The 24,361-nt window shown below is 70.5% G+C and carries 27 protein-coding genes and 1 pseudogene; 8 read left to right on the plus strand and 20 right to left on the minus strand.

The genetic code is table 11. The annotated features are described in order from the left end of the window. Positions 1 to 35 precede the first annotated feature (35 nt). On the minus strand, positions 36 to 845 hold the full coding sequence (locus FHS23_RS12495) for a siderophore-interacting protein (protein ID WP_183653511.1): 810 nt from the start codon (positions 843 to 845) through the stop codon (positions 36 to 38). A gap of 195 nt (positions 846 to 1,040) precedes the next feature. Here FHS23_RS12495 and FHS23_RS12500 point away from each other — a divergent pair, with 195 nt between their 5' ends. Both FHS23_RS12500 and FHS23_RS12505 read left to right on the plus strand, forming a co-directional pair. Continuing rightward, positions 1,041 to 2,723 (plus strand): GMC family oxidoreductase N-terminal domain-containing protein, encoded by a 1,683-nt coding sequence (locus tag FHS23_RS12500; protein WP_183653515.1) that lies wholly within the window; start codon positions 1,041 to 1,043, stop codon positions 2,721 to 2,723. A gap of 28 nt (positions 2,724 to 2,751) precedes the next feature. Further along, positions 2,752 to 3,378: a TetR/AcrR family transcriptional regulator gene (locus tag FHS23_RS12505; protein WP_183653518.1), complete on the plus strand. Its 627-nt coding sequence runs from the start codon at positions 2,752 to 2,754 to the stop codon at positions 3,376 to 3,378. A 34-nt stretch (positions 3,379 to 3,412) separates the two neighbouring features. On the opposite strand, the gene FHS23_RS12510 is transcribed toward FHS23_RS12505, so the two are convergent. The 3 genes from FHS23_RS12510 to FHS23_RS12520 form a co-directional block, all read right to left on the minus strand. Then, positions 3,413 to 4,075: a histidine phosphatase family protein gene (locus tag FHS23_RS12510; RefSeq protein WP_183653521.1), complete on the minus strand. Its 663-nt coding sequence runs from the start codon at positions 4,073 to 4,075 to the stop codon at positions 3,413 to 3,415. Beyond that, positions 4,075 to 4,830, minus strand: coding sequence for an SDR family oxidoreductase (locus FHS23_RS12515; RefSeq protein WP_183653524.1), 756 nt, complete (start codon positions 4,828 to 4,830; stop codon positions 4,075 to 4,077). The genes FHS23_RS12510 and FHS23_RS12515 overlap by 1 nt, the downstream gene beginning before the upstream one ends. A gap of 161 nt (positions 4,831 to 4,991) precedes the next feature. Further along, positions 4,992 to 6,191 carry a S8 family peptidase gene (locus tag FHS23_RS12520; protein WP_183653527.1) on the minus strand — a complete coding sequence of 400 codons (1,200 nt, stop codon included), beginning with the start codon at positions 6,189 to 6,191 and terminating at the stop codon, positions 4,992 to 4,994. Positions 6,192 to 6,414: 223 nt separating this feature from the next. Here FHS23_RS12520 and FHS23_RS12525 point away from each other — a divergent pair, with 223 nt between their 5' ends. Then, positions 6,415 to 7,326 (plus strand): hypothetical protein, encoded by a 912-nt coding sequence (locus tag FHS23_RS12525; protein WP_343053865.1) that lies wholly within the window; start codon positions 6,415 to 6,417, stop codon positions 7,324 to 7,326. Positions 7,327 to 7,591: 265 nt separating this feature from the next. Here the strand turns inward: FHS23_RS12525 and FHS23_RS12530 are convergent, their stop codons facing one another. Beyond that, the gene (locus FHS23_RS12530) at positions 7,592 to 9,220 is read right to left on the minus strand and encodes an acyl-CoA synthetase (protein WP_183653530.1); all 1,629 of its coding nucleotides are present in this window, start codon (positions 9,218 to 9,220) and stop codon (positions 7,592 to 7,594) included. A gap of 165 nt (positions 9,221 to 9,385) precedes the next feature. On the opposite strand from FHS23_RS12530, the gene FHS23_RS12535 reads away from it, so the two are divergent. Continuing rightward, the gene (locus FHS23_RS12535; protein ID WP_183653533.1) at positions 9,386 to 11,074 is read left to right on the plus strand and encodes a bifunctional 3'-5' exonuclease/DNA polymerase; all 1,689 of its coding nucleotides are present in this window, start codon (positions 9,386 to 9,388) and stop codon (positions 11,072 to 11,074) included. A gap of 58 nt (positions 11,075 to 11,132) precedes the next feature. Here the strand turns inward: FHS23_RS12535 and FHS23_RS12540 are convergent, their stop codons facing one another. From FHS23_RS12540 to FHS23_RS12550, 3 genes are read right to left on the minus strand one after another with little or no spacing between them, the layout of a single operon-like run. After that, positions 11,133 to 12,125: a YncE family protein gene (locus FHS23_RS12540; RefSeq protein WP_183653536.1), complete on the minus strand. Its 993-nt coding sequence runs from the start codon at positions 12,123 to 12,125 to the stop codon at positions 11,133 to 11,135. 44 nt (positions 12,126 to 12,169) lie between these two features. Next, positions 12,170 to 12,952, minus strand: a complete 783-nt coding sequence (locus FHS23_RS12545) for an SDR family NAD(P)-dependent oxidoreductase (RefSeq protein ID WP_183653539.1) — start codon at positions 12,950 to 12,952, stop codon at positions 12,170 to 12,172. Continuing rightward, positions 12,949 to 14,412 (minus strand): aldehyde dehydrogenase family protein, encoded by a 1,464-nt coding sequence (locus FHS23_RS12550; protein WP_183653543.1) that lies wholly within the window; start codon positions 14,410 to 14,412, stop codon positions 12,949 to 12,951. Before FHS23_RS12550 ends, FHS23_RS12545 begins: the two co-directional genes overlap by 4 nt. A 413-nt stretch (positions 14,413 to 14,825) precedes the next feature. Between FHS23_RS12550 and FHS23_RS23545 the strand changes: the two are divergent. Next, positions 14,826 to 14,963, plus strand: a pseudogene (locus FHS23_RS23545) (FCD domain-containing protein); the annotation flags it as partial. A gap of 26 nt (positions 14,964 to 14,989) precedes the next feature. On the opposite strand, the gene FHS23_RS23735 reads toward FHS23_RS23545, so the two are convergent. Continuing rightward, positions 14,990 to 15,148, minus strand: a complete 159-nt coding sequence (locus FHS23_RS23735) for a hypothetical protein (RefSeq protein WP_246381954.1) — start codon at positions 15,146 to 15,148, stop codon at positions 14,990 to 14,992. On the opposite strand from FHS23_RS23735, the gene FHS23_RS23550 reads away from it, so the two are divergent. Further along, positions 15,089 to 15,226: a hypothetical protein gene (locus FHS23_RS23550; RefSeq protein WP_343053875.1), complete on the plus strand. Its 138-nt coding sequence runs from the start codon at positions 15,089 to 15,091 to the stop codon at positions 15,224 to 15,226. The two genes, FHS23_RS23735 and FHS23_RS23550, sit on opposite strands and share 60 nt — an antisense overlap. A gap of 349 nt (positions 15,227 to 15,575) precedes the next feature. After that, a complete protein-coding gene (locus tag FHS23_RS23740; protein WP_183653545.1) occupies positions 15,576 to 16,346 on the plus strand; it encodes a GntR family transcriptional regulator in 771 nt (256 codons plus the stop codon). 34 nt (positions 16,347 to 16,380) lie between these two features. On the opposite strand, the gene FHS23_RS12565 is transcribed toward FHS23_RS23740, so the two are convergent. From FHS23_RS12565 to mrf, 6 genes are all read right to left on the minus strand, one after another. Beyond that, positions 16,381 to 17,550, minus strand: a complete 1,170-nt coding sequence (locus tag FHS23_RS12565; protein WP_183653547.1) for an alpha-hydroxy-acid oxidizing protein — start codon at positions 17,548 to 17,550, stop codon at positions 16,381 to 16,383. 205 nt (positions 17,551 to 17,755) lie between these two features. Then, complete coding sequence (locus FHS23_RS12570; protein ID WP_183653549.1) at positions 17,756 to 18,580, minus strand: SAM-dependent methyltransferase; 825 nt, start codon at positions 18,578 to 18,580, stop codon at positions 17,756 to 17,758. A gap of 155 nt (positions 18,581 to 18,735) precedes the next feature. Then, a complete protein-coding gene (gene ykgO, locus FHS23_RS12575) occupies positions 18,736 to 18,858 on the minus strand; it encodes a type B 50S ribosomal protein L36 (protein ID WP_183653551.1) in 123 nt (40 codons plus the stop codon). A gap of 2 nt (positions 18,859 to 18,860) precedes the next feature. Continuing rightward, positions 18,861 to 19,043 carry a 50S ribosomal protein L32 gene (rpmF, locus tag FHS23_RS12580; RefSeq protein ID WP_183653553.1) on the minus strand — a complete coding sequence of 61 codons (183 nt, stop codon included), beginning with the start codon at positions 19,041 to 19,043 and terminating at the stop codon, positions 18,861 to 18,863. Further along, on the minus strand, positions 19,043 to 19,165 hold the full coding sequence (locus FHS23_RS23560) for a hypothetical protein (RefSeq protein ID WP_281372472.1): 123 nt from the start codon (positions 19,163 to 19,165) through the stop codon (positions 19,043 to 19,045). Before FHS23_RS23560 ends, rpmF begins: the two co-directional genes overlap by 1 nt. Continuing rightward, positions 19,162 to 20,427 carry a ribosome hibernation factor-recruiting GTPase MRF gene (mrf, locus tag FHS23_RS12585; protein ID WP_183653555.1) on the minus strand — a complete coding sequence of 422 codons (1,266 nt, stop codon included), beginning with the start codon at positions 20,425 to 20,427 and terminating at the stop codon, positions 19,162 to 19,164. The genes FHS23_RS23560 and mrf overlap by 4 nt, the downstream gene beginning before the upstream one ends. Positions 20,428 to 20,544: 117 nt before the next feature. Here mrf and FHS23_RS23225 point away from each other — a divergent pair, with 117 nt between their 5' ends. Beyond that, entirely contained in the window at positions 20,545 to 20,946 is a 402-nt protein-coding gene (locus FHS23_RS23225) for a hypothetical protein (RefSeq protein ID WP_246381957.1), read from the plus strand. A gap of 87 nt (positions 20,947 to 21,033) precedes the next feature. On the opposite strand, the gene FHS23_RS12595 is transcribed toward FHS23_RS23225, so the two are convergent. The 5 genes from FHS23_RS12595 to FHS23_RS12620 all read right to left on the minus strand — a co-directional run bounded on the left by FHS23_RS12595 (position 21,034) and on the right by FHS23_RS12620 (position 24,332). Further along, a complete protein-coding gene (locus FHS23_RS12595) occupies positions 21,034 to 21,753 on the minus strand; it encodes a class I SAM-dependent methyltransferase (RefSeq protein WP_183653557.1) in 720 nt (239 codons plus the stop codon). A 752-nt stretch (positions 21,754 to 22,505) separates the two neighbouring features. Continuing rightward, the gene (locus FHS23_RS12605) at positions 22,506 to 22,769 is read right to left on the minus strand and encodes a DUF4235 domain-containing protein (protein WP_183653560.1); all 264 of its coding nucleotides are present in this window, start codon (positions 22,767 to 22,769) and stop codon (positions 22,506 to 22,508) included. Next, positions 22,766 to 23,092 (minus strand): DUF3618 domain-containing protein, encoded by a 327-nt coding sequence (locus FHS23_RS12610; protein WP_183653564.1) that lies wholly within the window; start codon positions 23,090 to 23,092, stop codon positions 22,766 to 22,768. Before FHS23_RS12610 ends, FHS23_RS12605 begins: the two co-directional genes overlap by 4 nt. After that, a complete protein-coding gene (locus tag FHS23_RS12615) occupies positions 23,089 to 23,505 on the minus strand; it encodes a phage holin family protein (protein WP_183653567.1) in 417 nt (138 codons plus the stop codon). Before FHS23_RS12615 ends, FHS23_RS12610 begins: the two co-directional genes overlap by 4 nt. A 242-nt stretch (positions 23,506 to 23,747) precedes the next feature. Next, on the minus strand, positions 23,748 to 24,332 hold the full coding sequence (locus FHS23_RS12620) for a helix-turn-helix transcriptional regulator (RefSeq protein ID WP_183653569.1): 585 nt from the start codon (positions 24,330 to 24,332) through the stop codon (positions 23,748 to 23,750). Between the last annotated feature and the right edge of the window lie 29 nt (positions 24,333 to 24,361).

Genomic DNA, 24,361 nt, shown 5'->3' on the forward strand with positions numbered 1-24,361 from the left:
AACGACGACCCCGGTCCGACGGCCTCTCCCGCACGTCAGCCGGCGGCGGCCTCCTCGGCCGCGCGTTCGGCGGCCTTCTCCGCGCGCCACGTCTCGTCGTCGGCCCCGCGGCGCCAGTATCCGGAGATCGACGCCCGCTCGCGATCGACGCCGCGCTCGCCCAGCAGGTATCGGCGCAGATCACGGACGAAGCCCGCCTCGCCGTGCACGAAGGCATGGACGTCGCCCGCGGGGAACTCGAGCTCGCGCACCGCGGCGACGAGGTCGTCGGAGCGGGAGCGGTGCAGCCAGCGCACCTGCGCATCAGCCTTGGTGACGAGCGGGAGGTGTTCGTTCTCGTCCTCGACCAGCACGAACACCCGGGCGTCGGCGCCGTCCGGCATCGCCTCCAGTGCGTTACCGATGGCCGGCAGCGCGCTTTCGTCGCCGACGAGCAGGTGCCAGTCGGCGTCGGCCGACGGCGCGTAACCACCGCCGGGGCCGACCAGCAACACCTCGTCGCCCTCGGTCAGCCGCGCCGCCCACGGGCCCGCCAGCCCGCGGTCTCCGTGGTGGACGAAGTCGAGGACGAGTTCGCGTGCCTCCGGGTCGAACCCGCGCACGGTGTAGGTCCGCATCCGGGGCCGTTGCTCCGCGGCCAGATCCGCCAGGTCGAGCGGGTGCGGGTAGGTCACGCCGTCGGGAGCGAACAGCACCTTGACGTAGCTGTCGGTGCACGTGTTCGGTTCGAACGCGGCCAGTCCCTCGCCGCCACAGACCACCCGGATCAGATGGGGCGTGAGACGTTCGGTGCGGCGCACCTCCGCCCGCATCACCGGCCTGCTGCGACCTCGCTTGTCGGCCATCCGTGCGCTCCTCACCTACGTCGTTCCCCCGAAAGTAAGGCTACCCTTAGGCTGCTCCGGACGCACACGCGCGTACCACCGGCCGGGACAGCGCTCGTCCCACGGCCCCACGACCCCGCGACCCGCCGCGCACGCCGCACCTCGACCGTGCGAACACTCTTGACACCTTGCCAACAAGCGGCGAACCTGTCCGCCATGACGCGGTTCGACTATGATGTCCTGGTCATCGGCTCCGGCTTCGGCGGCAGTGTGAGTGCGCTCAGGCTGACCGAGAAGGGCTACTCGGTCGGTGTCCTCGAGAGGGGCCGCCGGTTCGCCGATCACGAGCTCCCCAGGACGTCGTGGCGACTCCGGGACTACGTGTTCGCTCCCGCGCTGGGCTGTACGGGCATCCTGCGCGTCACCCCGCTCAAGGAGGCGATGATCCTCTCCGGTGCGGGCGTCGGCGGCGGATCACTGGTCTACGCCAACACGCTCTACCAACCGCCGGACGCCTTCTACGCCGACCCGCAGTGGGCCCACATCACCGACTGGAAGGCCGAACTCGAGCCGTACTACGACCAGGCCAAGCGCATGCTCGGCGTCGCGAGCTACCCGTGCACGACCCCCGCAGACGAGGTGATGCGTTCGGTCGCCGAGGACATGGGCATCGGCGACACCTACGGCCCGACCCCGGTCGGCGTGTTCTTCGGCGACGAGACCACGAAACCCGGCGTGACCGTGCCCGATCCGTACTTCGGCGGCGCGGGACCGCAGCGCCGCACCTGCACCCACTGCGGCGAGTGCATGACCGGCTGCCGCCACAACGCCAAGAACACCACCGTCAAGAACTACCTGTATCTGGCCGAACAGGCAGGCGCGCAGGTGCACCCACTCACCACCGTCACCGGAGTGCGCCCCCTGCCCGAAGGCGGCTACGCCGTCGACACGACCACCACCGGGAAACCGTGGCGGAAGCGGACGCTGCATGCCGAGCAGGTCGTCTTCTCGGCCGCCGCCCTCGGCACCCAGCGGCTGCTGCACGCGATGCGCGACCGCGGCGTCCTGCCACGGCTGTCGGACAGGCTGGGCGTGCTGGCGCGCACGAACTCCGAGGCGATCCTCGCCGCCCGGTCGGTGCGGCCTGACACGGAGTACCACCGCGGCGTCGCGATCACCTCGTCGATCCACCCCGACGAGGTCACGCACGTCGAGCCGGTGCGCTACGGCAAGGGCAGCAACCTGCTGGCCCTGCTCGGCGCCGTGCTCGTCGATCCGAAACCCGGCAGGCCGCGCTGGCTGCTGGGCCTCAAGGAGATGTGGCGCAGGCGGCGCGAGCTGCCGAAGCTGCACAACCCGAAACGCTGGTCGGAACAGACGATCGCGCTGCTGGTGATGCAGACGCTCGACAACTCGGTCACCACCTACACCAAGCGGGGCAGGCTCAAGACGAAACAGGGCATCGGCGAGCCCAACCCGACGTGGATCCCGGCGGGACACGAGGTCACCCGGCGCGTCGCCGACAAGATCGACGGGCTGGCCGGCGGTGGCTGGAACGACCTCGCCAACGTGCCGTTGACCGGCCACTTCATCGGCGGCTGCGCCATCGGCGAATCCCCCGAGACCGGCGTCATCGATCCCTACCAGCGTCTGTACGGCCACGAGGGACTGCACGTCGTCGACGGCTCGGCCATCTCGGCGAACCTCGGCGTCAACCCGTCGCTGACCATCACCGCGCAGGCCGAACGGGCGATGGCGCTGTGGCCCAACAAGGGCGACGCCGATCCGCGGCCCGCGCTGAGCTCCGCGTACCGGCGGGTCCGCGCGGTGCCACCGAAGAACCCGGTCGTGCCCGAGGCCGCCCCCGGCGCGCTGCGACTCCCCCTGTCACCGGCATGATTCCGGAGCTCGTGCGAGACTGCCCCGCATGACAGCCGGATCCGCGCCGAAGTGGCGCAGGCTCGAGCCCGACGAGCGCAGGGAACAGATCTTCACCTGTGCCGCCGAGCTGTTCGGCGAACGCCCGTACGCAGCCGTGTCCACGGCCGACATCGCGGCACGCGCCGGCGTCGCCCGCGGGCTGATCAACCACTACTTCGGCACGAAACGCGCGCTGTACCTCGCCGTCGTCCGGCGGGCGCTGACCCTGCCGCCGGACGCGGTGACCACGCTGCCCGACGGTCCACTGGCCGAGCGCACCGATGCGGCCGTCGACTGGTTCCTCGACATGGTGAGCAAACAGCAGAAGACGTGGCTCGCCGCGATCACCCCGGAGGGCATCGGCCGGGACGAGGAGGTCGAGCGCATCCTCGACGAGGCCGACCGCGACGCCGCGGGCCTCGTACTGGAGGCCATGGGATTCTCCCGGGACGACGATCGCTGGGAACAGCTGATCGCCGTCGTCCGCACCTACGCGGGCATGGTCAAGGCCGCCAGCCGCGAATGGCTCGACCGCGAGACGCTCAACCGCAGCCAGGTACACACCGTGCTCTCGCGCGTGCTCCACACCCTCGTCGCCGACGTCATTCCCCGCGCGCGCAACCAGTCCTCGTGAGTGCCGCCGGACGCGGCGTGCCGGGCGGAAGGACTCAGCGGTAGGTCAGGTAACCGGCAGCCGGACCGTCGAAATGGCCGTGTTCGTTGAACGACACGAGCGTCAGGCCCGAGCGGCCGGTGGCGAGCTTGCTGATGCCGGCGTTCACCGCGACGCGGCTGAGCGTCACCAGGTGCGTCTCCGGTGCGCCGAGCAGCAGCCCGCACAACGTCGCGATCACGCCGCCGGAGGTGAACACGACCGCCTGCTCACCCTTGCCGAGCGCGCCGGCCGCGTCGGCGGCCGCCGCCTCCACCCGGTCGCGGAACGCCGGCCACTGCTCCGCCGCGTCGCTGCGCTCCCCCGCGGCCGCCCACGCCGCGAGCGCCGACTCCAGCACGCGCTGGAACCCACGCGGGTCGCCCGCGTCCTGCGGCCTGCCACCTCCGTGCGCGCCGACGACGTCGGTGTCGGCGTACTCGTTCCACCGCGGGTCCTCTTTGGCCGTGACGCCCGGCGCGCACTCGGCCAGAGCCAGTTCCGCGGTCGCGCGTTGTCGGGACAGCGACCCGCACCACGCGTGGTCGACCCGCACCTGCCTGCGCGCCAGCTCGGCACCCACCAGCCGCGCCTGCTCCCGGCCCAGCTCGGACAACCGGTCGTAGTCGGCGGCGCCGAACGACGCCTGGCCGTGCCGCACCAGGTGGATCGCACCCATCAGACGAGCTTCCGGAAGACACCGACGGGCAGCGCCTTCAACAGCACCGACAGCGGCGTCCACGGCCACGGGGGCACGTATGCGGTTCCGCGTTCGGATTCGATGGCCTTGACCAGCGAGTCCGCACCGCGGTCCGCGCCGGCGACCAACGGGGTGCGGCCGCCGGAGCGCGACGTCATCTCGGATTCGATGAAGCCCGGCAACACGGTGCTGACGCGGATCGGCGTGCCGTGCACGTCGGCACGGATGCCGTCGGCGAGGGCCGCCGCCCCCGCCTTCGACGCACCGTAGGCCGTCATGTTCCGCGGCATGCCACGGATCGCGCTGAACGACGACACGACGACGAGGTGTCCCGCGTTCTGCTCCCGGAACAGCTCCATCGCCGCCTCGCACTGCGCGAGCGCAGCGACCAGGTTGGTCTCGACCGTCTGCCGGTTCGCGGCGAAGTACCCGGTACCGATCGGCTGCCCCTTGCCGAGACCGGCGTTGACGATGACGCGGTCCAGCCCACCGAGTTCGTCGGCGAACGACCGGAAGACGGTGAACACGTCGTCGTGGGCGTTGACGTCGAGACAGGCCGTGGCCACGCGGATACCGGGGTGCCGTTCGGTCAGCTCGGCGGCCAGCGTGTCGAGCCGGTCGGTGCGGCGCGCGCACAGCGCGAGGTCACGGCCCGCGGCGGCGAACCGCCGCGCCATCCCCTCGCCGAGTCCCGAACTGGCACCGGTGATCAGGATCCTCTTCCGGGTGGTCATGGCCCGACTCTGCCACGTCCACGGCGGTGCGCGGAGTGTCGGTCGCACCACACCGCAGCGGCCTGCCCCGCCCGACGCCCGACGACCGGTGGCCCGGCGCCGTCGGGCGCCGGGCCACCGGTCGAACCACCCGCTCGGCGCGGGTGCGAATCAGCGGTCGATCACTGCTGGCCCGTGTTCAGCAGCAGGTTCGGCGTGGCGCCGGTCGGGTCGGTGATGACGTCCGGGGTCGCCGACGTCGTCAGCGCCTCGGACACCTCCGCCGGGGTGGCCTCCGGGTTGTCCGCCAGGTACAGCGCCGCGGCACCGGCCACGTGCGGAGCGGCCATCGACGTGCCGGACAGCGCGGTCTCACCGCCGCCCATCTGGGCCGACACGATGTCCACACCCGGGGCGTAGATGTCGACGACCTCGCCGTAGTTGGAGAAGTCGGCCTGCTCGTCCTGCTCGCCCGAGGCCGCCACGGTGATGGCGTCCTGGACCCGCGCCGGGGAGCTGCCACTCGCATCGGAGCTCTCGTTGCCCGCGGCGACGGAGAACGTCACGCCGGCGTCGATGGCACCCTGCACCGCGGTGTCGAGGGCCTGGTCGGCGGTGCCACCGAGGCTCATGTTCGCCACCGCCGGGCCGGAGGCGTTCTCGGCGACCCATTCGACACCGGAGATCACGCCGTCGGTCGTGCCCGAGCCGTTCTCGTCGAGCACGCGCACCGGCACGATGTCAGCGCCCTTGGCGACGCCGTAGTCGGTGCCCGCCACCGTGCCGGCGACGTGCGTGCCGTGCCCCTGTTCGTCGTCGGCGTCGGTGTCACCGTCGATGAAGTCCTGCCCGGGCTGCACACGGCTGCCGAAGTCGGGGTGCGACGAGTCGACACCGGTGTCGATGATGTACGCGGTGACGTTGTCGGCCTGCGTGTTGTAGGTGTAGGAGTCGTCCAGCGGCAGCGCCGTCTGGTCGATCCGGTCCAGCCCCCAGGACGGTGTCGGCGACTGCGTCTCGGTCGCCCGCACCCGCTGGTTCTGCACGACGTAGTCGACCGACGGGTCGGCCGCCAGCCGCTTCGCCTCCGCCTCGTCGGCCTTCACGGTGAAGCCGTCCAGCACCGTGTCGTAGGTCGTCGACACGTTCGCGCCGTACTCACCGGCCAGCTCCGTCGCCGCCGTCGAGACCGACGCCGTCCCCATGTCGTCGTTCAGGACGACGATGTAGCTGCCGTCGACCGCGTTGGGCGTGTTCGCCGAGAGGATCTTCCCCTCCGGCGCCGCAGCAGCGGACCCCAGGCCGGCCGCGACCAGTCCGGTCACACCGGCGGCCACGACGCCCACGTTCAGGCTCCGCCTCAGCTTGCGAGAGTTACCCATTCGGATTCCTTCCGTTATCCCGGCAGGTTCGGGACTCATGCAAGCGGCGCGGGAAGCCGTGTGGCAATGATTCACAGTTACCAGTTGTGGCCCGCTAACCGTAATGAGCGATGCTCCGAATGGTCTAAATGTCACTGTGTGCAGCCATGCCCTCACGCGTTACAGGATCCTGCTAGCGTTGTCCATATCGTTATGGGCTCGGCATGGGGAGGCGATTCGGCACGTGGGTAGCACCGCGTTCTCGGCGGCACTGCGCTCCGCCATCGCCGCCAGCGGACTCGGTCTGGACCGCATACAGGCCCGCCTCCAGGACCACGGCATCACGATCAGCGTCACCGCGTTGAGCTACTGGCAGTCCGGGAAGCGCCAGCCCGAACGCCAGAGTTCGATCTCGGCGCTACGCGCACTCGAGGAGATCCTCGATGTCCCGGCGGGAACCCTGCTCGGCCTGCTGCCCCCGCCTCGCCCGCGCGGCAGCACGTCCCGGCGCAGACTCGAGGACCGGTCCGCCCGCCCGCTCAGCCTCGACGACGCGCCCGAGGTCACCCTGGTCGGCCTCTACGACCACTGCATGGTCGCCACCGAGCCGGCCGCCGTCACACCCGGCGGTGACAACCACGGTCGTCCGGCCCCGGACGTGGTCACCACCAGCACCGTGACGGCCAAGGCGATCTTCCGTGCCCGCGCCGACGGCCAGGACCGCTGGCTGCTGGCCTACCGGCAGGACGGCGCGGGTGGCGAGACCGGCCCACCGGAGCTCACGGCACTGCGGAACTGCACCGTGGGCCGGGTCGAGGTGGACCCGGCCGCGAACCTCACCCTCGCGGAACTGATCTTCAGTCGCGCGATCGACACCGGCGAGACCCACCTCGTCGAGTACTCGCTGTCCTATCGCCACAACCCTCGGGACGACACCAGGAAGGCACATTTCCGCGAGTTCCGGGACCCGATTCCCGAGTATCTGCTCGAGGTCGATTTCGACCCGGCGTGTCCGCCCGGCCAATGCTGGCGGTATTCCTACCGCAGCCACGGCGGCACGGCCGATTCCGAGGACGTCATGCTCGACGACCAGGGGCGCGCACATGCCGTCGCCGTCGACTTCGGACCCGGCGTCTTCGGCATCGGCTGGCTGTAGCGACTTTCGTCGGTGTCGTCACGGCGCGTGACCGCCGGGGTGTGATCGCCGCACCCGAGTTTCGTCTCCGCCGCTGTGCCGGTTATGACCGCACATATCCGATTCTTCCGGCCTCGCCCGATTTCGAGGGGAACTTCCGTCGGTACGTGCGCCGACAGCCACAGGGCCGCAATGGCGCACGGGGCCGGACCGCGCGCACGAGAACGGTGCCGGAACCACGCGGTTCCGGCACCGTTGTCGATGAAAGGCGCTTCGATTCGGCTCGTCAGCTCGTCAGCTCGTCACGCAACAGCTTGCCGGTGGCGTTTCGCGGCAGCGCCTCGACGAACTCGACGTCGCGCGGCACCTTGTACCGGGCGAGGTTCTCCTTGACGAACGACCGGACTTCGTCGGCGTCCAGTGTGGACCCGCTCGCGCGTGCCACGACGGCCTTGAGACGCTGACCGAACTCGTCGTCGGGCACGCCCACGACGCCTGCCTCGAGGATGTCGGGATGTTCGACGAGCAGGTTCTCCACCTCGATCGGATACACGTTCTCGCCGCCGGAGACGATCATCTCGTCGTCCCGGCCGTCGATGAACAGCAGCCCGTCCTCGTCGAAGTGGCCGACGTCGCCGCTGGCGAGCAGCCCGTCGATGATCTCCTTGTTCCGGCCGTCGGTGTACCCCTCGAACGCCAGCCCGCTGCCGACGAAGACGCGGCCGGTGACGTGTGGTGCGGTGATCCGCGCGCCCCGCTCGTCGTAGAGCGCCACCCGGCAGCCGACCGGCGGCCTGCCGACCGTGCCCGGCGCCTTGCCCCAGTCCTCGGGTGTGGCGACCGCCGCGACGGCTACCTCGGTGGAGCCGTACAGATTGTGGATCACGGGACCGAAGATCTCCGTGGCGCGATTGCCGATGTCCGGCGGCAGCGCGGAGCCTGCGAGGAAGATGATGCGCAGGCTGGAGGTGTCGTACTTGCCGATGATCTCGGGGCCGAGATCGATGATCCGCTGGAGCATCGTCGGCACGAGCACCAGCGCGGTGCAGCCGTACTGCTCGACCCCGCGCAGTGCCTCTTCCGGATCGAACCTGCGCCGCACCACGACCGTGTTCCCCAGCGCGAGCGACAGGATGAACTGGGAGATCCCGGTGCCGTGGAACAGGGGCGCGCCCATGTAGGTCGCCTCGCCGACGCGCAGCGGGATGCGGTCGAGAAACTGTGCCGAGTCGAGTCCGGAGATCTTCGGCCGCGGTGCGCCCTTCGGGGTCCCCGTGGTCCCACTGGTGAGCAGCACGAGACCGCCCGGCTTCGGCGGCGCCTCGGGGGCCGTGTCGTCGGACCCGTCGATCAGCTCGTCGAGGGTCGTGACGCCGCCGGTCGCCGCAGGATCGTCGACCCAGCCGAGGTAGCGGTCCACACCCTCGATACCGCTCAGCAGGTCGGTGAACTCCTCGTCGTAGACGAGCACTCGCACCTTCTCCCGTGCGGCGACGTCGGTCAGCTGGGGGCGGGCGAAACCGGTGTTCATCAGCAACAGCGCCGCACCGAGCTTGTTGGCCGCCAGCATGGTCAGCACGAGGCCCCTGTGGTCGCGGCAGAGCGCGGCGATGCTGGACCCGGGACCGACGCCGCGGCCGGCCCACGCCCGCGCCAGCGCGTTCGACTTCCGCTCCAGCTCGTCGAAGGTCAGCGGGCCGCGCTCATCCACCAGGCCGGTGTCCATCGGATTCCGGCGCGCGGCGATGCGCACCGCACCGGCGATCGGGCCGTACGTGCTCGTCAGAACCAGCGAACGCACGCCCTCGTCCAGCCGGGGAAACGGCAGCAGGCCCGCCCGCCACATGACCCCGACACTGCGCGCCTTCTCCGTCACGCGCGTGACCAACTCTGATACCACCGGCGGCGTCTTCATCCGGGCACCTCCTCGGGCTCGTGCGCCACAACCTACCGGTTAGTAGGGCAATCGGAGCAACCCTCGTACCGGTGAACGCGGCCGTGGAGTAACGGACGTCTCATCACCGTCCCGGACGCCACCGCGGGCGCGACGGCGTCGGTGGCGCGGAGCAGAATCGGCCGCGTGCATGTGATCGTCACCCGGGATCCCACCGGCCGCTTCTCGGTACGCATCCCGGACGGCGAGCGGGACGCGGACGTGGCCGCCATGACCGACGACCTGCCCGCGACGCTGTCGGCCGACCAGCTGGCCGCCGTCGCCACGCGGTGGGAATCCCGGCGTCCACGGTGGGTGCTGCCGTCGGTGGAGCGCGACTATCCGGCACTGGTCGACCGCGGCGTCCGGCTGCGGCGGTGTCACGATCTGTCGCTCGTCGAAGGGCTGCTACTGGCGTTCGCGGGCGAGCACGACCGCTCGCGCACCCTCGCCGCGGCGTACGCGCGCGTGCGCGGCCTCGCACCTCCGGTCGAGTCGGTGCACGTGGCCGCACCGGACGAACAGCCCGCCCTGTTCGACCCGCAGAGCTCGGGACTGCCCGCCGACGTCGACGCGACCGAGGCCGCCGAGGTGGTGCTGGCCGACCAGCGGACACGGCTGGACCGGCTCGACACGTCGGGGCGGCTCCGGCTGCTGGTGGCGGCCGAGTCGGCGAGCGCACTCGCGGCCGTGGAGATGTCGGCCGACGGGCTGCCGTGGCGCAGCGACCGCCACGAGGCGTTGTTGACCGAGGTGCTCGGACCGCGGGTGCCCGCCGGTGCGCGGCCCGCCGCCCTCGCCGCGCTGACGCAGCGGATCGACGAGGCGTTCGGCAGGCCGGTGAACCCCGACCACCCGGAGAGCATCGTGCGTGCGTTCGGCAGGGCCGGGATCTCGGTGCCGTCGGCGCGGGCGCACGTGCTGCGGCGGATCGACCACCCCGCGGTCGCCCCGCTGCTGGAGTACAAGGAGCTGGCGCGGCTCCACGCCGCGCACGGGTGGGCGTGGTTGGACCAGTGGGTCCGGGGTGACCGGTTCCGCCCGGTGTACGTCGTCGGCGGCGTCGTGTCGGGTCGCTGGGCGAGCCGCGGCGGTGCGGCGCTGCAGATTCCGCGGGTGCTCCGCGGATGCGTGACCGCCGATCACGGCTGGAAGCTGGTCGTCGCGGACGCCGCGCAGCTGGAACCGCGGATCCTCGCGGCGTTGTCCGGGGACCGCCGGCTGGCCGAGGTCTCCCGATCGGAGGACCTGTACTCGAGCCTGGCCGCCGAGCTGCATCCCGGCGCTGTGGAGCGGCACCGGCCCGACGCGAAGATCGCGATGCTGTCGGCGATGTACGGCGGCACCGCGGGCGAGGCGGCGGCCACGCTCGCCCTGCTGCGGCGCCGCTTCCCCGACGCGGTGTCCTATGTGGAGCACGCCGCCACGGTGGGCGAACGCGGGGAGGCTGTCCGTTCCCGGCTGGGCCGCACGTCTCCTCCTCCGTCCGAGGCGTGGCGCGAGCTCACCGGTGGCGACGGAGCCGAGGACGCGGCACGACGTGCCGCGCGCGACTGGGGCCGGTTCACGCGCAACTTCGCCGTGCAGGCCAGCGCGGCCGATTGGACGGCGGTGCTGCTCGCGACGCTCCGCACGCGGCTGCCGGAGCCTGCCCGGCTGGTGTTCTTCGTGCACGACGAGGTGCTCGTGCACACCCCCGCCGGCCTCGCCGACGCCGTGGTCGCATGCCTCGAGGAGTCGGTCGCCGATACGACCCGTCTGGTGTTCGGCGCCGCGTGCCCGGTGCGATTCCCCATGCCCGCCGGTGTCGTCGACTCCTACGCCGACGCCAAGTGAGGGTCGTACCGACCGGGGAGGTCGCCGTCCCACGCCACCGCCGTGTCGGCGCACGCTCTCAGATCAGCGCCGTGACGTCGGGTTCCGAACCGGTCGAGATGGTGCCGGTCGTCTCGAACGTCTCGAGGTCGAGGATCGCGACCGTGTCGATGTCCAACAGGGTCACGAACGCCGTCGGCTCCGTGGGGTGGAACGAGATGCCCGCGGGAGTGCCGTCGAACGTGACGGACCGTTCCTCCCGCAGCTCGGCGTCGTACCGGGTGACGGTGCGGTTCTCGATGTCGGTGGTCAGCAACCTGTCCTGGCCCGGGACGACGTAGACGCGCAGCGGGTCGCCGGGCACGTCCTGCCGCTGGTGTTCCTTCAACGTCCGCGCGTCGAGCGTGACGAGTTGTTTGTCCCGGCGGGCGCCGACGTACAGCCACTGCTCGTCGCGGCTGAGCGCACAGCTCTCCGGCAGCCGTCCCGGCGATGCGATCACGGGCGGCTGGGCGGCGTCGTGCGGGTCGACCCGGCTCACGGTGTGCGACAGCAGGCCGGTGACGTACGCCAGGGACCCGTCGTGGTTGGTCACCACCATGTGGGTCTTGATCCCGCCGGTGGGTACGGCGGCAGACGGGGCCTCCGCGTGCGCCGGATCGTCGACACGCAGCAGAACCGCCTTCTCCTCACTCAGGACGTAGAGCCGGTCCTGATCGTCGATCGCGATGCCGTGCAGGCGGTTGAACGGGCTGAGGTCGATGGTCCGGACGAGTCGCCGCGCCGCGAGGTCGACGACGAACACGCTCGAGCCGCCGGTGCCCACGTCGCCGGACATCCGCACGCCGTAGTGTCCGATGTAGGCCAGCCGCCGCGCGCCGTCGACGACCATCTCGTGCGGATACTCGCCGAGCTCGATCCGCTCGAGCAGGGTGCCGCCGGCAACGTCGTGGAAGGACACGGCGTGGCCGCTCTTCTCCACCACGACCAGCGTCCCCTCGACCCGGCTTCCCCGGTCAACCGTCTCGTCCGTCGCCTGTCGCCCCACGTCGATCCGCCTCTCCCTCGTCACCCGGGTGTTCCCGGCGCCAGGCTATGGGAGGGAGCGGCCCGGGTTCAGGCGGGTGGGGTGAAGCGGCCGTCGACGGCGGTCCAGCCGCCGTCGACCATGACGGTGGAGCCGGTGACGTAGCTGGCCGCGTCGGAGGCCAGGAACACCACGGCGCCGGCGAGTTCCGACGGTTTCGACCAGCGGCCCATCGCGCTCTTGGTGGCGTAGGCGCGGTACCAGTCGGGATGGGCCTTGATCTGGTCGGTCAGCGGAGTCTCGACCACGCCCGGAGCGATCGCGTTGACCCGCACGCCCGCCTCCCCGAACTCGGAGGCGGCGGTCTTCACCACCTGGATGGCGCCGGCCTTGGTGGCCGCGTAGACGGACTGACCCGGTTCGACGACCTGGGCGCGCACCGAGGAGAACACGATGATGCTGCCGGAGCCCCGGTCCACCATCCACCGGCCGAACGCCTGCAGCACGGTGAAGGTGGCTTTGAGGTTCAGTGCCACGACCCGGTCGAACTCCTCCGACGTGTAGTCGAGGATGCGTTTGCGCACGTTCATCGCCGCGGTGAGCACGAGAACGTCGACCGTGCCGAGGTCGGCGGCCGCCCGGTGCACGGCGTCGACATCGGTGACGTCCAGTTCCAGCGCGTCGCCGCCGATCTCGTCCGCGGTGGTCTTGGCCGTGGCCGCGTCCTTGTCGGCGCAGATCACCCGGGCGCCCTGGGCGGCGAGGGCCAATCCGGCCTCGCGGCCGATGCCACCGGCGCCGACGAGCAGCGCGCGCTTGCCGTCCAGGCGGAACAGGTCGGTGTACGGGTTCGCTGTCATGGGATCGCTCATTCCGGCCGGATGACGGCCATGCGGGTGACGGTGAGCTCTTCGATGGCGAACCGGGGGCCTTCGCGCCCGATCCCGGAGTCCTTGACACCGCCGTACGGCATGATGTCGGAACGGAAGCCCGGCACCTCGTTGATGACCACTCCCCCGACGTCGAGTTCCTCGATCGCCCGAACGGCCGTCGCGAGCGAGGCGGTGAACACGCTGGCGTGCAGGCCGTAACGGGAGCGGTTGACCAGCTCGATCGCCGCGGGCAGATCCGGAACCGATCGGACTGCCACGACCGGGGCGAAGATCTCCTCACACCAGGCGTTCTCGGACTCGGGAACGTCGAGCAGAACGGTCGGCTCCACGGTGCGTCCGCAGGTCCCCCCGCCGTGCAGGATCGTCGCGCCCGCGGCCTCCGCCGAGGCGATCCAGTCGAGCACGCGCCGTGTGGCCGACTCGTCGATGAGGGGTGCGACTCGGGTCCCGGGATCGCGCGGATCGCCGACGGTCAGCTCGTCGATGCGTGCCGACAGGCGGGCCGCGAACTCGTCGCGCACCGCCTCACAGACGATCACGCGTTGCACCGCGATACACGCCTGCCCGTTGAAGTAGAAACCGCCGCGCAGCACGGCGTCGACGGCCTTGTCGAGGTGGGCATCGACGTCGACGACGAGAGCCGCGTTGGAACCGAGTTCCAACAGCACCTTCCGGGGTGCCGCCTCCCGCGCGATCCGGTGTCCCACGTCGGCCGAACCGGTGAACGACACCGCGGCGACTCGCGGATCCGTCACCAACGTGCGGCCCACGTCGGCATCGCCGGTCACGACCTGCACGATCTCGGGCGGAGCACCGTGCCGTGCCGCGACGGTCCGCACGATGTCGGCCAACTGCAGGGTCGCCAGCGGGGTCGCGGGCGCGGGCTTGCAGACGACCGGGCAGCCCGCGGCGATGGTCGGTGCGATCTTGTGGCTGGCCAGCAGCAGCGGCGCGTTGAACCCGGCGATGCCCACGACGAGCCCGATCGGCTTGCGGGTCCAGAAGCCGATCATGCCCGCACCCGATGCCTGGGCGTCGAGCGGAACCGTCTCCCCGTGGATGTGGGCGACCTCCTCCGCGGTCGCCGACCAGGTGAAGAGGGTGCGTGCGAACTCGACCTCGCAGTCGCCCCGGGTCTTGCCCGTCTCGGCGATGAGCAGTTCGACGAACTCCTCCGACCGTGCCCGCAGCTCGCGTTCGACGTCGAGCAACAACTCCCGACGGGCCGCCGACGTCAGCTTCCCGACCGGCCGGACCGCTGCGGCCCCTGCCTCCAACGCCGCCTCGGCGTGCTCGACGGATCCGACGGCCGCGTGTCCCACCACCGATCCGTCGTAGGGGAACACGACCGGCGCGGTGTCCGCGCCGGTGAGCAGACCGGACCCGATCGGCAACCCGGATCTGATCTCGGGCAGTGCGAAGCCCGCGTTCGAACCCATCAGCGACTCTCCTCATGACCGCGTCGTCACAGGTGTGCCGCCAGCACGACCGGGGCACCTTCGGGAACCGGTTACTGGTCGGACCAGCACGCGACGGCACGAGCCTGCCGAATTCCCGGAATGCGGTCAAGGAGCCCACGGAACATCGCAGCTCGACCCGGCTCGCCTGCCACGGATCATCCGGTGAGCGCTTCGGAACTTGACGTAGGCCGCTGGGTGCGCGACTCTGCGCATCGCAGTATCGCATCGCTGTATCCAATCGCTGTCCATCCAGAGCACGACAGCCGGGCTCGACGTCCGGAACTCGGACATCCGATGGCTCGACCGAGAGGCGGCGGCGTGGGCCGAGGTACACATACGGACAGGGCGGCGCGCATTCCGCTGGCCGACGAGGTCGCGGACTCGCCGCGCGCCTGGCAGCCGAGCGGTCGTCCGCGGAGTGGGTACGCGGCCTCCGCAGAACGATCGACGTCCAGCGCGCGGCCGTCGATCCGTGGTCGGCACGGGACTACACCCAGTCCAATGTGGACTTCCACGAAGAGATCATCCATCTCGCCGGCAACGAGTTCGTCCTGAATCAGCTCACCCTCCTGCGCATGACGGCCCAGGTGTTCGCGCCGGTCGCGTTGATCCGGCCGGACAGCGCGCGCTGCGTGCCATCGCCGAGCACGCCGCGATCACCGACGCCGTCGAGGCGGGCGACGGTCCGGAAGCGGAACGCCTCGCCAGGGCGCACATCGAAACGACCATCCGCCAGCTCAAGGGGCACCGGGCGGCATCGACCGCGACCGCGGAGTCCGCCGCCGTCTCCTGAACACCGTCCGGCTCTGCGCACCGTCGTCGACAAGGAGACCCCCGCATGCGTACCCACCACGTGGCCGTCCGTGCTGGCCGAGCTGCCTGCCCTTTCCGGGCCGGAGATGGGCGGGCGACACCGCCGGAATCGGCCGCCGGATCGCCGACCCCGACATGTCGCTGATGAACGCGCTCGCCGCGCTCACCCCGGCCCCGCGGACACGACTGACGTCCGGTGAACACCGCCGGACGACGCCCTCGCCCGGGTGCCCTCCAGCGCGCCGGACGGACGCGTCACGTGCCGTGGTCGTTATCCTCGGCGGATCATCTCCGAGCGGCCCGCCGTGAGACCGGGAAAGGCAGCGCATGTGACCGGCACAGCCGACTCCCCCGACGACCGCGTCTTCCAGCGGGTCATCGACTGGGTGCAGCACGGCATCGCCGTCGGTGAACTCAACCCCGGCGACCGCCTGCCGAGCGAACGGGAACTCGTCGACAAGTTCGGCATCGGAAGGGCCTCGATCCGCGAGGCTTTGCGGGTGCTGGAGAACATGGAGCTCATCCGGTCACAGCCCCGCGACCCGCGCGGTCCCTTGGTTCTGCCCGTCTCGGTCGGCCCGATGCGGCGCTCGATCGCCATGCTCACCTCGACGGGCGGACTCGGACTCGCCGACCTGGTGCAGTTCCGGATGATCGCCGACGCCTCGGCCAATCTGCTCGCCGCAGCGCGGCGCAGCGACGAACAGCTCCTCGGTCTCGAACGGAACACGGCCCGCATGCGCGAATGCATGAACCTGGGCTACGCCGAGTTCAGCCAGGCCGACATGGAGTTCCACGAACTCGTCGCCGAAGCGGGCGGCAACAAGCTCGTCCAGGTCTACGGCGACGTCACACGCGAGGCGGTCCTTCGGTTGATCCGTCGGACGATTCTCGACGCCGCCGACCAGACGGCGTTGATGCTGCAGTCCGTCCGCCACCACCGCGCCGTCTTCGCCGCCATCGCCGACCAGGACGGGCTGCGCGCGTCACGCCTCGCCCGCGAGAGTCTCTACTCCTACTACGCGGACCACGTCTCCCCGGCGGACCGGGCGATCATGGCCGACCTGGTTCGCGAATGCGGGGGCACGGTCTCCTCCTGAGACTCCGGCAGCAGCCGGCCGCCGCCCCGGCCCGTCAGAGGACGCGTTCCAGACCGGCCGCGCGGAGGCGCTCCAGGGTCGGATAACCGTCGATCGCCATCAGCAGGTCAGCCTCGGCCAGGAACGAACGCAGGTGGTGCACCACGCCGTCCTCTCCGCCGACCGCGAGCGCGTGCACGTAGGGCCGTCCGGTGCCGACGAGCGTTGCCCCCATTGCCAGCGCCTTCACCATGTCCGAACCACTCCGCACGCCCGAGTCGAACAGCACGGGGATCTCGTCGTCGGCCGCTTCGACCACCCTGGGCAGGGTCTGCAGTGCGGGTAGCCCTCCGTTGGCCTGCCGACCACCGTGATTGGAGCAGTAGACACCGTCCACCCCGAGGTCCTTGGCTTTGCGCACGTCATCGGGATGGCTGATGCCCTTGAGCACGATCGGCAGCGACGTCGCCTCCCGGATCCAGTCGAGGTCGGACCAGGACGTCGCGTAGCCGAACACACTGGCCCACAACGCCGCCGTGGCCATCGGATCGGCCTCCGGGTCGCCACCGAGGCGGGACCGGAAGTGTTCGTCGGTCACGTAGTTGGCCAGGCAGTACCCGCGCAACTGCGGGAAGTTCGCCGTGTTCAGGTCGCGGGGACGCCAGCCGGTGACCCAGGTGTCCAAGGTGACCACCAGAGCCGAGTATCCCGCCTGCTCGGCCCGCCGGATCAGGCTCAGTGCCAGGTCCCGGTCGTTGGGCGGGTACAGCTGGAAGAAGCCCGGTGTGTCACCGAGTTCGGCGGCGATGTCCTCCAACGGGTCCTGCGACAACGTCGAAGCGACCATCGGAACCCCGGTGCGCGCGGCGGCACGGGCGGTGGCCAGGTCGCCGTGGAAGTCCTGCGAGCAGATCCCCAACACGCCGATCGGGCAGAGGAACAACGGGTGCTCGAGCTCGATGCCGAACAGGCTCGTCGACAGGTCCCGCTCGTAGGCGCCTTCCATCATCCGCGGGACCAGCCCCCACCTGGAGAACGCCTCGACGTTGGCCCGCTGCGTGCCCTCGTCCCCGGCACCCGACTTCACGTACGACAGCACCCACGGTGGCAGCGCCTCGGCCGCGCGGTGCTCCATCGTCGCCGCATCCGCCGGGAACCGAGGCTGCACACCCCGCATCCCGTTCAGGTAGATCTCCAGCTGGTAGTCGCCGTAACGCGGGGACATGACCCGACCTCCCGAGCACACAGCCCACGAACGCGGGCGAACGAACCGTCGTACCCACGGCCGTGCGGGCCGCGGTGCCCACCAAGATCGCCGGTGACATGCCGCCCGTCAACCGGGTCCATGCCGGCAACGACGCAGCCGTGTCGGCCAGTCCGCATCCGCACTGCGCCACGCGAGGCCGTTCACCGCCGGGCCGGGGTTTCGATCACGGCTTGTAGCCGACGGCGGCGAGGACGCCGGACAGTGCGGGTTCGTCGCCCACGTCCCCCGGGGAGTCGGGGTGCCATTGCGGGGTGAACACGACACCGGGGTCGACGAGCTCGAACCCGGCCATCAGCTCGCGGACGTCGTCGCGGCTGCGCAGGTGGATGGGTTCGGTCGTGTCCTTGCTCAGCTCGACCGCCCGGAACATCTCCTCGTCCTGCTGATCGCCGGTGAAGCTCGACAGTGCCAGGTAGCTGCCGGAGGCCAGCGCGCCGCGGTAGCGGGCGATCATCGCGGCGGCGTCCCGCTCCTCCGGGGAGAAGTAGTGCACGAGCGCCGACATCAGCACCATCACCGGCTGGTCGAAATCGAGCAGTCGCCGCGTCGTCGGGTGACCGAGGACCTCGTCGACCCGCTCGGCATCGGCACCGATCATCTCGGCGCGATCGTCGCCTTCCAGCACGATCTCGCTGTGCGCCACGGCGATGCGCTCGTTGTCGACGTAGACCACCCTCGAGTCCGGATCGACCTCCTGGGCGATCTCGTGTACCTGCCCCACGGTCGGCATACCCGATCCCAGGTCGAGGAACTGCCGGATCCCCTGCTGCGCCCCGTAACGCACCACACGACGCAGCCAGTAGCGATTCAGCAGAGCGGTGTCGCGGGCGCGGGGCATGGCCGTCATGAGCTCGTCCACGAGCTGCCGGTCCATCGCGTAGTTGAGGTCGCCGCCGAGCACATAGTCGTACATCCGGGCAGGATTCGGCTTGTCCAGGTGGAGATCCTTACCCGCGAGCTTCCCGACCTCGCTGTCACCCGCAGTCATCGCACACCCCAGCCCTTCGAATCCGGCACTTCGTCGCCGTACATCGTAGGGATATCACCCGGACGCGTCGGCACCCCGCGGGCCGGGGCTCCGTAGCCGTCCCGGCGGGCTCGGCGCACCGCGGGACGGTTACGGAGGCGTGCTGTCCGGACCCGTCAGCCCTGGCGCGCCTTGAAGCGCGGATTGCTCTTGTTGATGACGTACAACTTGCCTCGGCGGCGCACCACCTGCGAGCCGGGCTTGTTCTTCACCGACCGCAACGACTTCCTGACCTTCATGTCTACGACTCCTTCGTTCGGATGTGGCCGCGGCGAACGGCGTTGGCGAACTTCCGAGGCACCGTGATCTTCCGCCCGTCGGGGGCCGTCACCTCGACGAGATCGGGCGCTGTCGGCTTCGCCACCCACCGCGCGCGGCGACTGCGCGTGCGGGAGCGGGAGGTACGGCGCTTGGGGACCGCCATCAGTGACCAGCCTCCCCCGCGCCGAACGCCGCCGGCGGCACCATGCCGCCGGTGCCGAACTCCGCCGCGGGCCCGGCGTCGGACCCGGCCTGCCGGTGGCCCGTTCGTTCTTCCGTTGTCATGCCTGGTCCTTTCGACTGTCCGCCGTCGTCGTGTCGGTCGATTCGAAGTCGTCGCAGGGGTCTGTGTGCCACGCCCCGAACGGGTCGGCGTAGCCGCGCCAGGCGTCCTCCCCCTCTGCCAGTTCGGCATCGGTGAGCAACGCCCCGCGCAGCGCGTCGGTGATCGCCTCGGGCGAGACCTGATGGGTGAGGATCAGCAGTTCCTGCGTGCGATCGCCGAACCGGGGGTGCCAGTCCAGTGCCGCTTTCGCCCGACGTTGTGCATCGACCCGGTCCCACTCGGCGTCGTCGGCGCCCGCGAGCCAGCCGCCCGCGTGCCCGATCCGCAGCGAACCACCGGCGGATTCCACCCACAGCGCGACGTCCGGCTGACTCGCGACCCACGCCCGGCCACGGGTGTGGACGACGCCGTCGAACAGCACGTCCATCGCATCGTGCAGGCGCTCCGGATGGAACGGGCGCGGATCCGCGAACAGCGTGAGTGCGACGCCGGCATCGGCCCCCAGCGGCGGGGTTCCCCTGAGGAGCGGGGCGTGCGGATCGTCGATCACGCCGCGGCGCGCCGATACCGGCACAGCCTGGAGCACGGACGGCAGGTCGTCGCCGAACGTGGCGCGCGGCGCGCCGGGAGCGAGCCGGTCGAGCACGGCCGCGAGACGGACGGCATCCCAGCCGTCGTCCGCCCGGCCGGTGATCACCAGCGCGTCGGCGAAGGCGACCTGCCCCACCGCGACCTGCGCCAGTGTCCGGTCCTCGTCGGGAGTGACGGCGAAGTCCCTGCCATGGCACTCGGACAGGTCACCGTCGCCCGTGGCGTCGGCGAGCCAGGTTCCCTCGTCGACCACGGCCGTCACCGCCTCGACGTCCAGTACGTCGGTAACGGTCCCCTCGCCGACCACCACGTTGGCGAGGGCCCAGCACACCGGCTCCGGCTCCAGTACCGGATCGAGATGCAGCACGATCCGCCGCACCTCCCCCCGGCCCGCCAGGCGCCGCAACAGCGGCAGCACGTCCTCGCGGAGCGTGCAGGAGACGCAACCGTGGGCGAGTTCCAACACCGTCGACGACTCGGCCGGCGCCGACGACTCCGCCGTCGCCCACCGCACGTCCCGGCGCACGATCCCTTCGGTGAGTCCCCGCAGATCGTGGTGCACGACGATCGCGTCGGGGTCGTCCGCCAACAGCCTGTCGCAGACGCCTCGCGTCGACGTCCTGTCCAGACCCGTGACCACCACGAGACGCGTGCGCTCGTCCTCTTGCACGTAGCAACCTCTAGCTTATTGACAATGATTTCCAACTAGAGGCTAGACTAACTGAAAACGACTTTCAACAAGGCACCGGGTCGTGCCACGTACCGGCCGACGAGGAAGTGGACCGAGATGCAACAGACACCGAGCACCGGACAGCACACCGATTCCGCCTTCACCGTCGTGCTGTGCGACGACTGCGGGGGCGACGAACCCGCGGCGGCACTCGACGCCTTGCGCGACGTCGTCCGTCGCAGTCCGCACGCTGTGCTCGTCCGCGCGCACTGCCCCCTGGGGCGCCTGTGGTGCCGAGCGAGGACGAAGGCCCACACCGCAGGGCGCGTCGTACTCGTGCAGCCGTGCACCACGGACCGGACCCCGACGGGCGCCACCGTGATCGTCGGCCCTGTGCGCACGGCCGGCGACGTGGCGGCGTTGACGCATTGGCTCGAGTCGACACCACTCACGCCCGGTGCCCTTCCAGCACGGCTACGGCAAGTGGAGAACCGCCGACGACGCACCGGGCTCAACTGACGCCGACTTCGAGGTTCACACAAGGCGGTTCCGCCGGCCCGTCCACCGTGGACAGACTCGTGGTGCTCACTCCGCCGGCGACACGGGTCATCCGCGGCGGAGCGCGAACGTGGTCAGCTCGGGACTGCCCACGGCGGTGAGCGCGAGGTCGTGCTCGGCGGTCTCGCCGCGCAGAACCGATTCGGTGACCAGGTGCCAGCCGTAGGACACACGGCGCTCGTCGACCAGGCCCTCCCCCGCGTAGGTGCGATACGTCATGTGCCAGGTGACGGCCTCGTCACCAGCCGGCTCGGCGCGGGCCAGGCCTTCGTAGTACAGGCGACCGACACGCGCCGTGGACGCGACCGCCTCGGGCACGTGGACCGGCTCCGACGGCGGCTGCAGGTTCACCACCGCGACACCCCCGGACACGAGACGTCCGGACAGCAGCGACCACAACGCGGCGCGCTGCGCACTGTCGAAATGCCCGAGCACGTTCATCGCGACGAGGCCGCCGATCCGCTCCGGCAGGTCGACCCCGGGGAATGCAGCGGGCAGGACCGTGACACGTTCCCGCAGTCCGCGGTCGGCGTTGACCTTCGCCAGCAACGCGGCTCGCAGACCGGGCGAGGGCTCGACGGCGAGGATCTCCGCGTCGGGCAGGGCCTCGGCGAGTAGCACCGTGCCCTGCCCGCTGCCCGCCCCGAGGTCGACGACGGTTCCCGTCACCCCGGTCAGCGCGCCGGTGACCACGGGGCCCAACGCCGTCCAGAACGGACCGATGAGCAGGTCGACGAACTCGGCGGACTCGGCGTATTCGTCGTTCATGCGTGCCTTTCGATGGTGAGAACGTCCACGAGCGGGTCGTCGCCGAGCACGACGCCGACGGAGTTCGGAGGGCTGGAGGGCTGCACCCCCAACCCGAACACATGATAACGACAATCGATGTCAATTATCAGCGGCGAACCGGTGATGTCGAGACGGTCAAGGGCGGCCACCGCTATGAGCCGGTTCGCCCGCGACCGCGAGGCCGAGGTTGCTCGTTGTTGCCGGCAGGGGCGACGAACCTCGACGTGTACAGCGCGCGACCAGGGGAAGCCGAGGGGCATGACCGACGATCGCAACGAGTTGACGACGTTCGTCCGAACCCGCCTGGACGAGGACGAGCAACGACACGCCCGGCACCTGCTCCCGTACCTGGACGAGGCCGAACGCCGCGGCCGGATCCGCATCATGCGCACCGACGACGGGCAGGGGCTGCACCTGGCGGCCGGCCCGTTGGCAGCACAGGAGGAACGCGTCCCCGTTCCGTTTTCCCGAGAAGGTGACCTACCTGCGCCGCGAGATCACCGAGCGCGAGGACTCCGACACGCTGAAACTGATCGCGTCGGTGTACGCCGGGCACGCCGACTGGCGTCCCGAATGGCAGCTGTGAGCAGGGAGGCACCCGACGCGTGTGGCGGGGCGGCGTCCCGTTGAGGTCGCCGCCCCGCCACACAGCGTTATGTCACACGAAACAACGTTCTCGCACCACGAAATCGGGCCCGGCGGGCACCAGAGTCCTCAGTGGACCGGTCAGACTATTCGTCACCGGGCCATGTCCCGCTCGCGTGCTCATAACCCGAGGCACCGGCACGATCCACAGCCGCCTTGACGGCGCCGAAAACGGCGCCCTGGAGCGCGGCGGCGAGTACCACCTGCCATGCGGGGTACCGTCGATCCGTGGCCTGCGGCGCGGTGTCCTGCCCGCTGACGCGCTTCCACACCTTCCCGAACAGTGTCGTCGCCAGCATGCCACCGGCGGCACCGATCGGAATGCTGAGTGCCTTGTACAGCAGTTTCATCGCCTAGTCCTCCAGACGATCATGCCTCCGCCCACGAGCACGACGAGCGCCCCGACGACGACCGGCCCGCGTGCGTGCGTCGCCGACGCCCACAGCCGATCGGCGGTGCCTTTCGCCTGCGCCGCAGCGGCGAGCGCCACAGCCGTCAGCCGACTGCGCGCCGACGCGGTGTGCTCGGCGGCGAGCCCCTTGGCGCGGTTCGGTACGTCCAACTTGTACGCGAGCGCCCGCGCCGTCTGCCCGAGTTCCTTGCGGGTGAGCTCGATGTCCATTCGAGCCTGATGGGGGTCCTTGGGAAAGGACGACTCCTCACGTTCGTTCATCGGCGCAACGACTCCTTCGCACTCGCCACATCGGCACGCACGCTCTCGGCGGCTTCGGTCGGCACCGGCGGCCCCGCCTTCGCCACCGATTTCCGTCCGGCCAGCGCGAGCGCACCCGCCGTGAGCAGCAAGCCGCCGCCGACCACGAGAGCAGCGGTCCATCCGGGCACGATCAACGCCAGCGCGAGGATCGCGGCGGCGACGAGCGCTCCGCCTCCGAACAACGCCGCCACGGCGGCCGCGCCACCGAGACCGGCGCCGACGCCATAACGCATCCCCTTGCTGCGCATCTCGGCGACCGCAAGGGTCAGTTCGTCCCGGACGAGCCGCTTCACCTCGGCGGAGAGCTCCTCGATCAGCTCCGCCACCGACCGGTCGTCCGTGCTCGGTTCGCGGTGATCGTCGTAGACCATGACAACCTCAATCCCCCTTCGCCGGGCCGACTCGCGGACACCTGCGCCATGGCTAGCACGGCCGGGCGCCGGCGAAACGTTCGCCGGCGCGGCCAGGGCGGGGGCTGCCGAGGCAGGCACCCGCTGCGTTCCCACGCACGGCGGGCGAGACGTCGCTCGCGTCCGCCCTGAGAAACCGCCTGACCCGCTCCGGGTGGGAAGTGCGCCGCCTGCTCGGCGGCCTGCACTCGGGTTGCCCGCGCTCAGCAGCCGTCGAGTTCGTCGACCAGCGTGAAGCCGTCGTCGATCCACGCCAGCTCGGTGCGCGCACGGGCGATCAGCCCGTCGTAGGCGTAGATCTTGTAGCGGACCGCGAGTTCGGCCTCGCGCTGGTTCAGCTTCTCGATTCGTGCCGCCAGGGTGGGGTGGCTGCGGTCGACGAGGCTCGCCCGGGTGCGTTCGAGCATCGCGAGGTGTTCTTCCCAGTAGGACCGCTGCTGGCGCAGTTGCTCACGCACGGCCGCCGGGTCGGCGAAGTCGAAATACGCGGCCTTCAGGTAGGCCGGGTCCCGCTGCCGCTGCGGCACCAGGGGCGACTCCATCCATGCCCGGAACGCGGCCAGCCCCTCGTCGGTGACGTGGTACTCCTTCTTCGTCCCCTTCTTCCCCCACGGGACTTCGACCGAGGTGAGCAGCCCTTCTCGCTCCATCCGGTTGAGCTCGGGGTAGATCTGGGAGTCCGGAGCGTGCCAGACGTGCGCGACGGACGTACTGAAGCTCTTCGAGATGTCGTACCCGGTCATCGGACGCCCCGTCAGCAGCGCGATCAGCGCCCATCGCAGCGACACGTTCCCCTCCTCTCCGAACCGGTCACGCT

It is taken from the genome of Prauserella isguenensis, assembly GCF_014191605.1.
GTDB classification, from domain to species: Bacteria; Actinomycetota; Actinomycetes; order Mycobacteriales; family Pseudonocardiaceae; genus Prauserella; species Prauserella isguenensis.

Coding starts and splice junctions, on each gene's coding strand:
- FHS23_RS12615 (WP_183653567.1), bottom strand. CDS start 23,505: ATGGTCTACGACGATCACCGCGAACCGAGCACGGACGACCGGTCGGTG.
- FHS23_RS12570 (WP_183653549.1), bottom strand. CDS start 18,580: ATGACTGCGGGTGACAGCGAGGTCGGGAAGCTCGCGGGTAAGGATCTC.
- FHS23_RS12510 (WP_183653521.1), bottom strand. CDS start 4,075: ATGGGTGCGATCCACCTGGTGCGGCACGGCCAGGCGTCGTTCGGCGCC.
- FHS23_RS12495 (WP_183653511.1), bottom strand. CDS start 845: ATGGCCGACAAGCGAGGTCGCAGCAGGCCGGTGATGCGGGCGGAGGTG.
- FHS23_RS12545 (WP_183653539.1), bottom strand. CDS start 12,952: ATGAGCGATCCCATGACAGCGAACCCGTACACCGACCTGTTCCGCCTG.
- FHS23_RS12520 (WP_183653527.1), bottom strand. CDS start 6,191: ATGGGTAACTCTCGCAAGCTGAGGCGGAGCCTGAACGTGGGCGTCGTG.
- FHS23_RS12550 (WP_183653543.1), bottom strand. CDS start 14,412: ATGGGTTCGAACGCGGGCTTCGCACTGCCCGAGATCAGATCCGGGTTG.
- FHS23_RS12605 (WP_183653560.1), bottom strand. CDS start 22,769: ATGAAACTGCTGTACAAGGCACTCAGCATTCCGATCGGTGCCGCCGGT.
- FHS23_RS23560 (WP_281372472.1), bottom strand. CDS start 19,165: ATGACAACGGAAGAACGAACGGGCCACCGGCAGGCCGGGTCCGACGCC.
- FHS23_RS12610 (WP_183653564.1), bottom strand. CDS start 23,092: ATGAACGAACGTGAGGAGTCGTCCTTTCCCAAGGACCCCCATCAGGCT.
- ykgO (WP_183653551.1), bottom strand. CDS start 18,858: ATGAAGGTCAGGAAGTCGTTGCGGTCGGTGAAGAACAAGCCCGGCTCG.
- FHS23_RS12505 (WP_183653518.1), top strand. CDS start 2,752: ATGACAGCCGGATCCGCGCCGAAGTGGCGCAGGCTCGAGCCCGACGAG.
- rpmF (WP_183653553.1), bottom strand. CDS start 19,043: ATGGCGGTCCCCAAGCGCCGTACCTCCCGCTCCCGCACGCGCAGTCGC.
- FHS23_RS12530 (WP_183653530.1), bottom strand. CDS start 9,220: ATGAAGACGCCGCCGGTGGTATCAGAGTTGGTCACGCGCGTGACGGAG.
- FHS23_RS23225 (WP_246381957.1), top strand. CDS start 20,545: ATGCAACAGACACCGAGCACCGGACAGCACACCGATTCCGCCTTCACC.
- FHS23_RS12500 (WP_183653515.1), top strand. CDS start 1,041: ATGACGCGGTTCGACTATGATGTCCTGGTCATCGGCTCCGGCTTCGGC.
- FHS23_RS12565 (WP_183653547.1), bottom strand. CDS start 17,550: ATGTCCCCGCGTTACGGCGACTACCAGCTGGAGATCTACCTGAACGGG.
- FHS23_RS12515 (WP_183653524.1), bottom strand. CDS start 4,830: ATGACCACCCGGAAGAGGATCCTGATCACCGGTGCCAGTTCGGGACTC.
- FHS23_RS12595 (WP_183653557.1), bottom strand. CDS start 21,753: ATGAACGACGAATACGCCGAGTCCGCCGAGTTCGTCGACCTGCTCATC.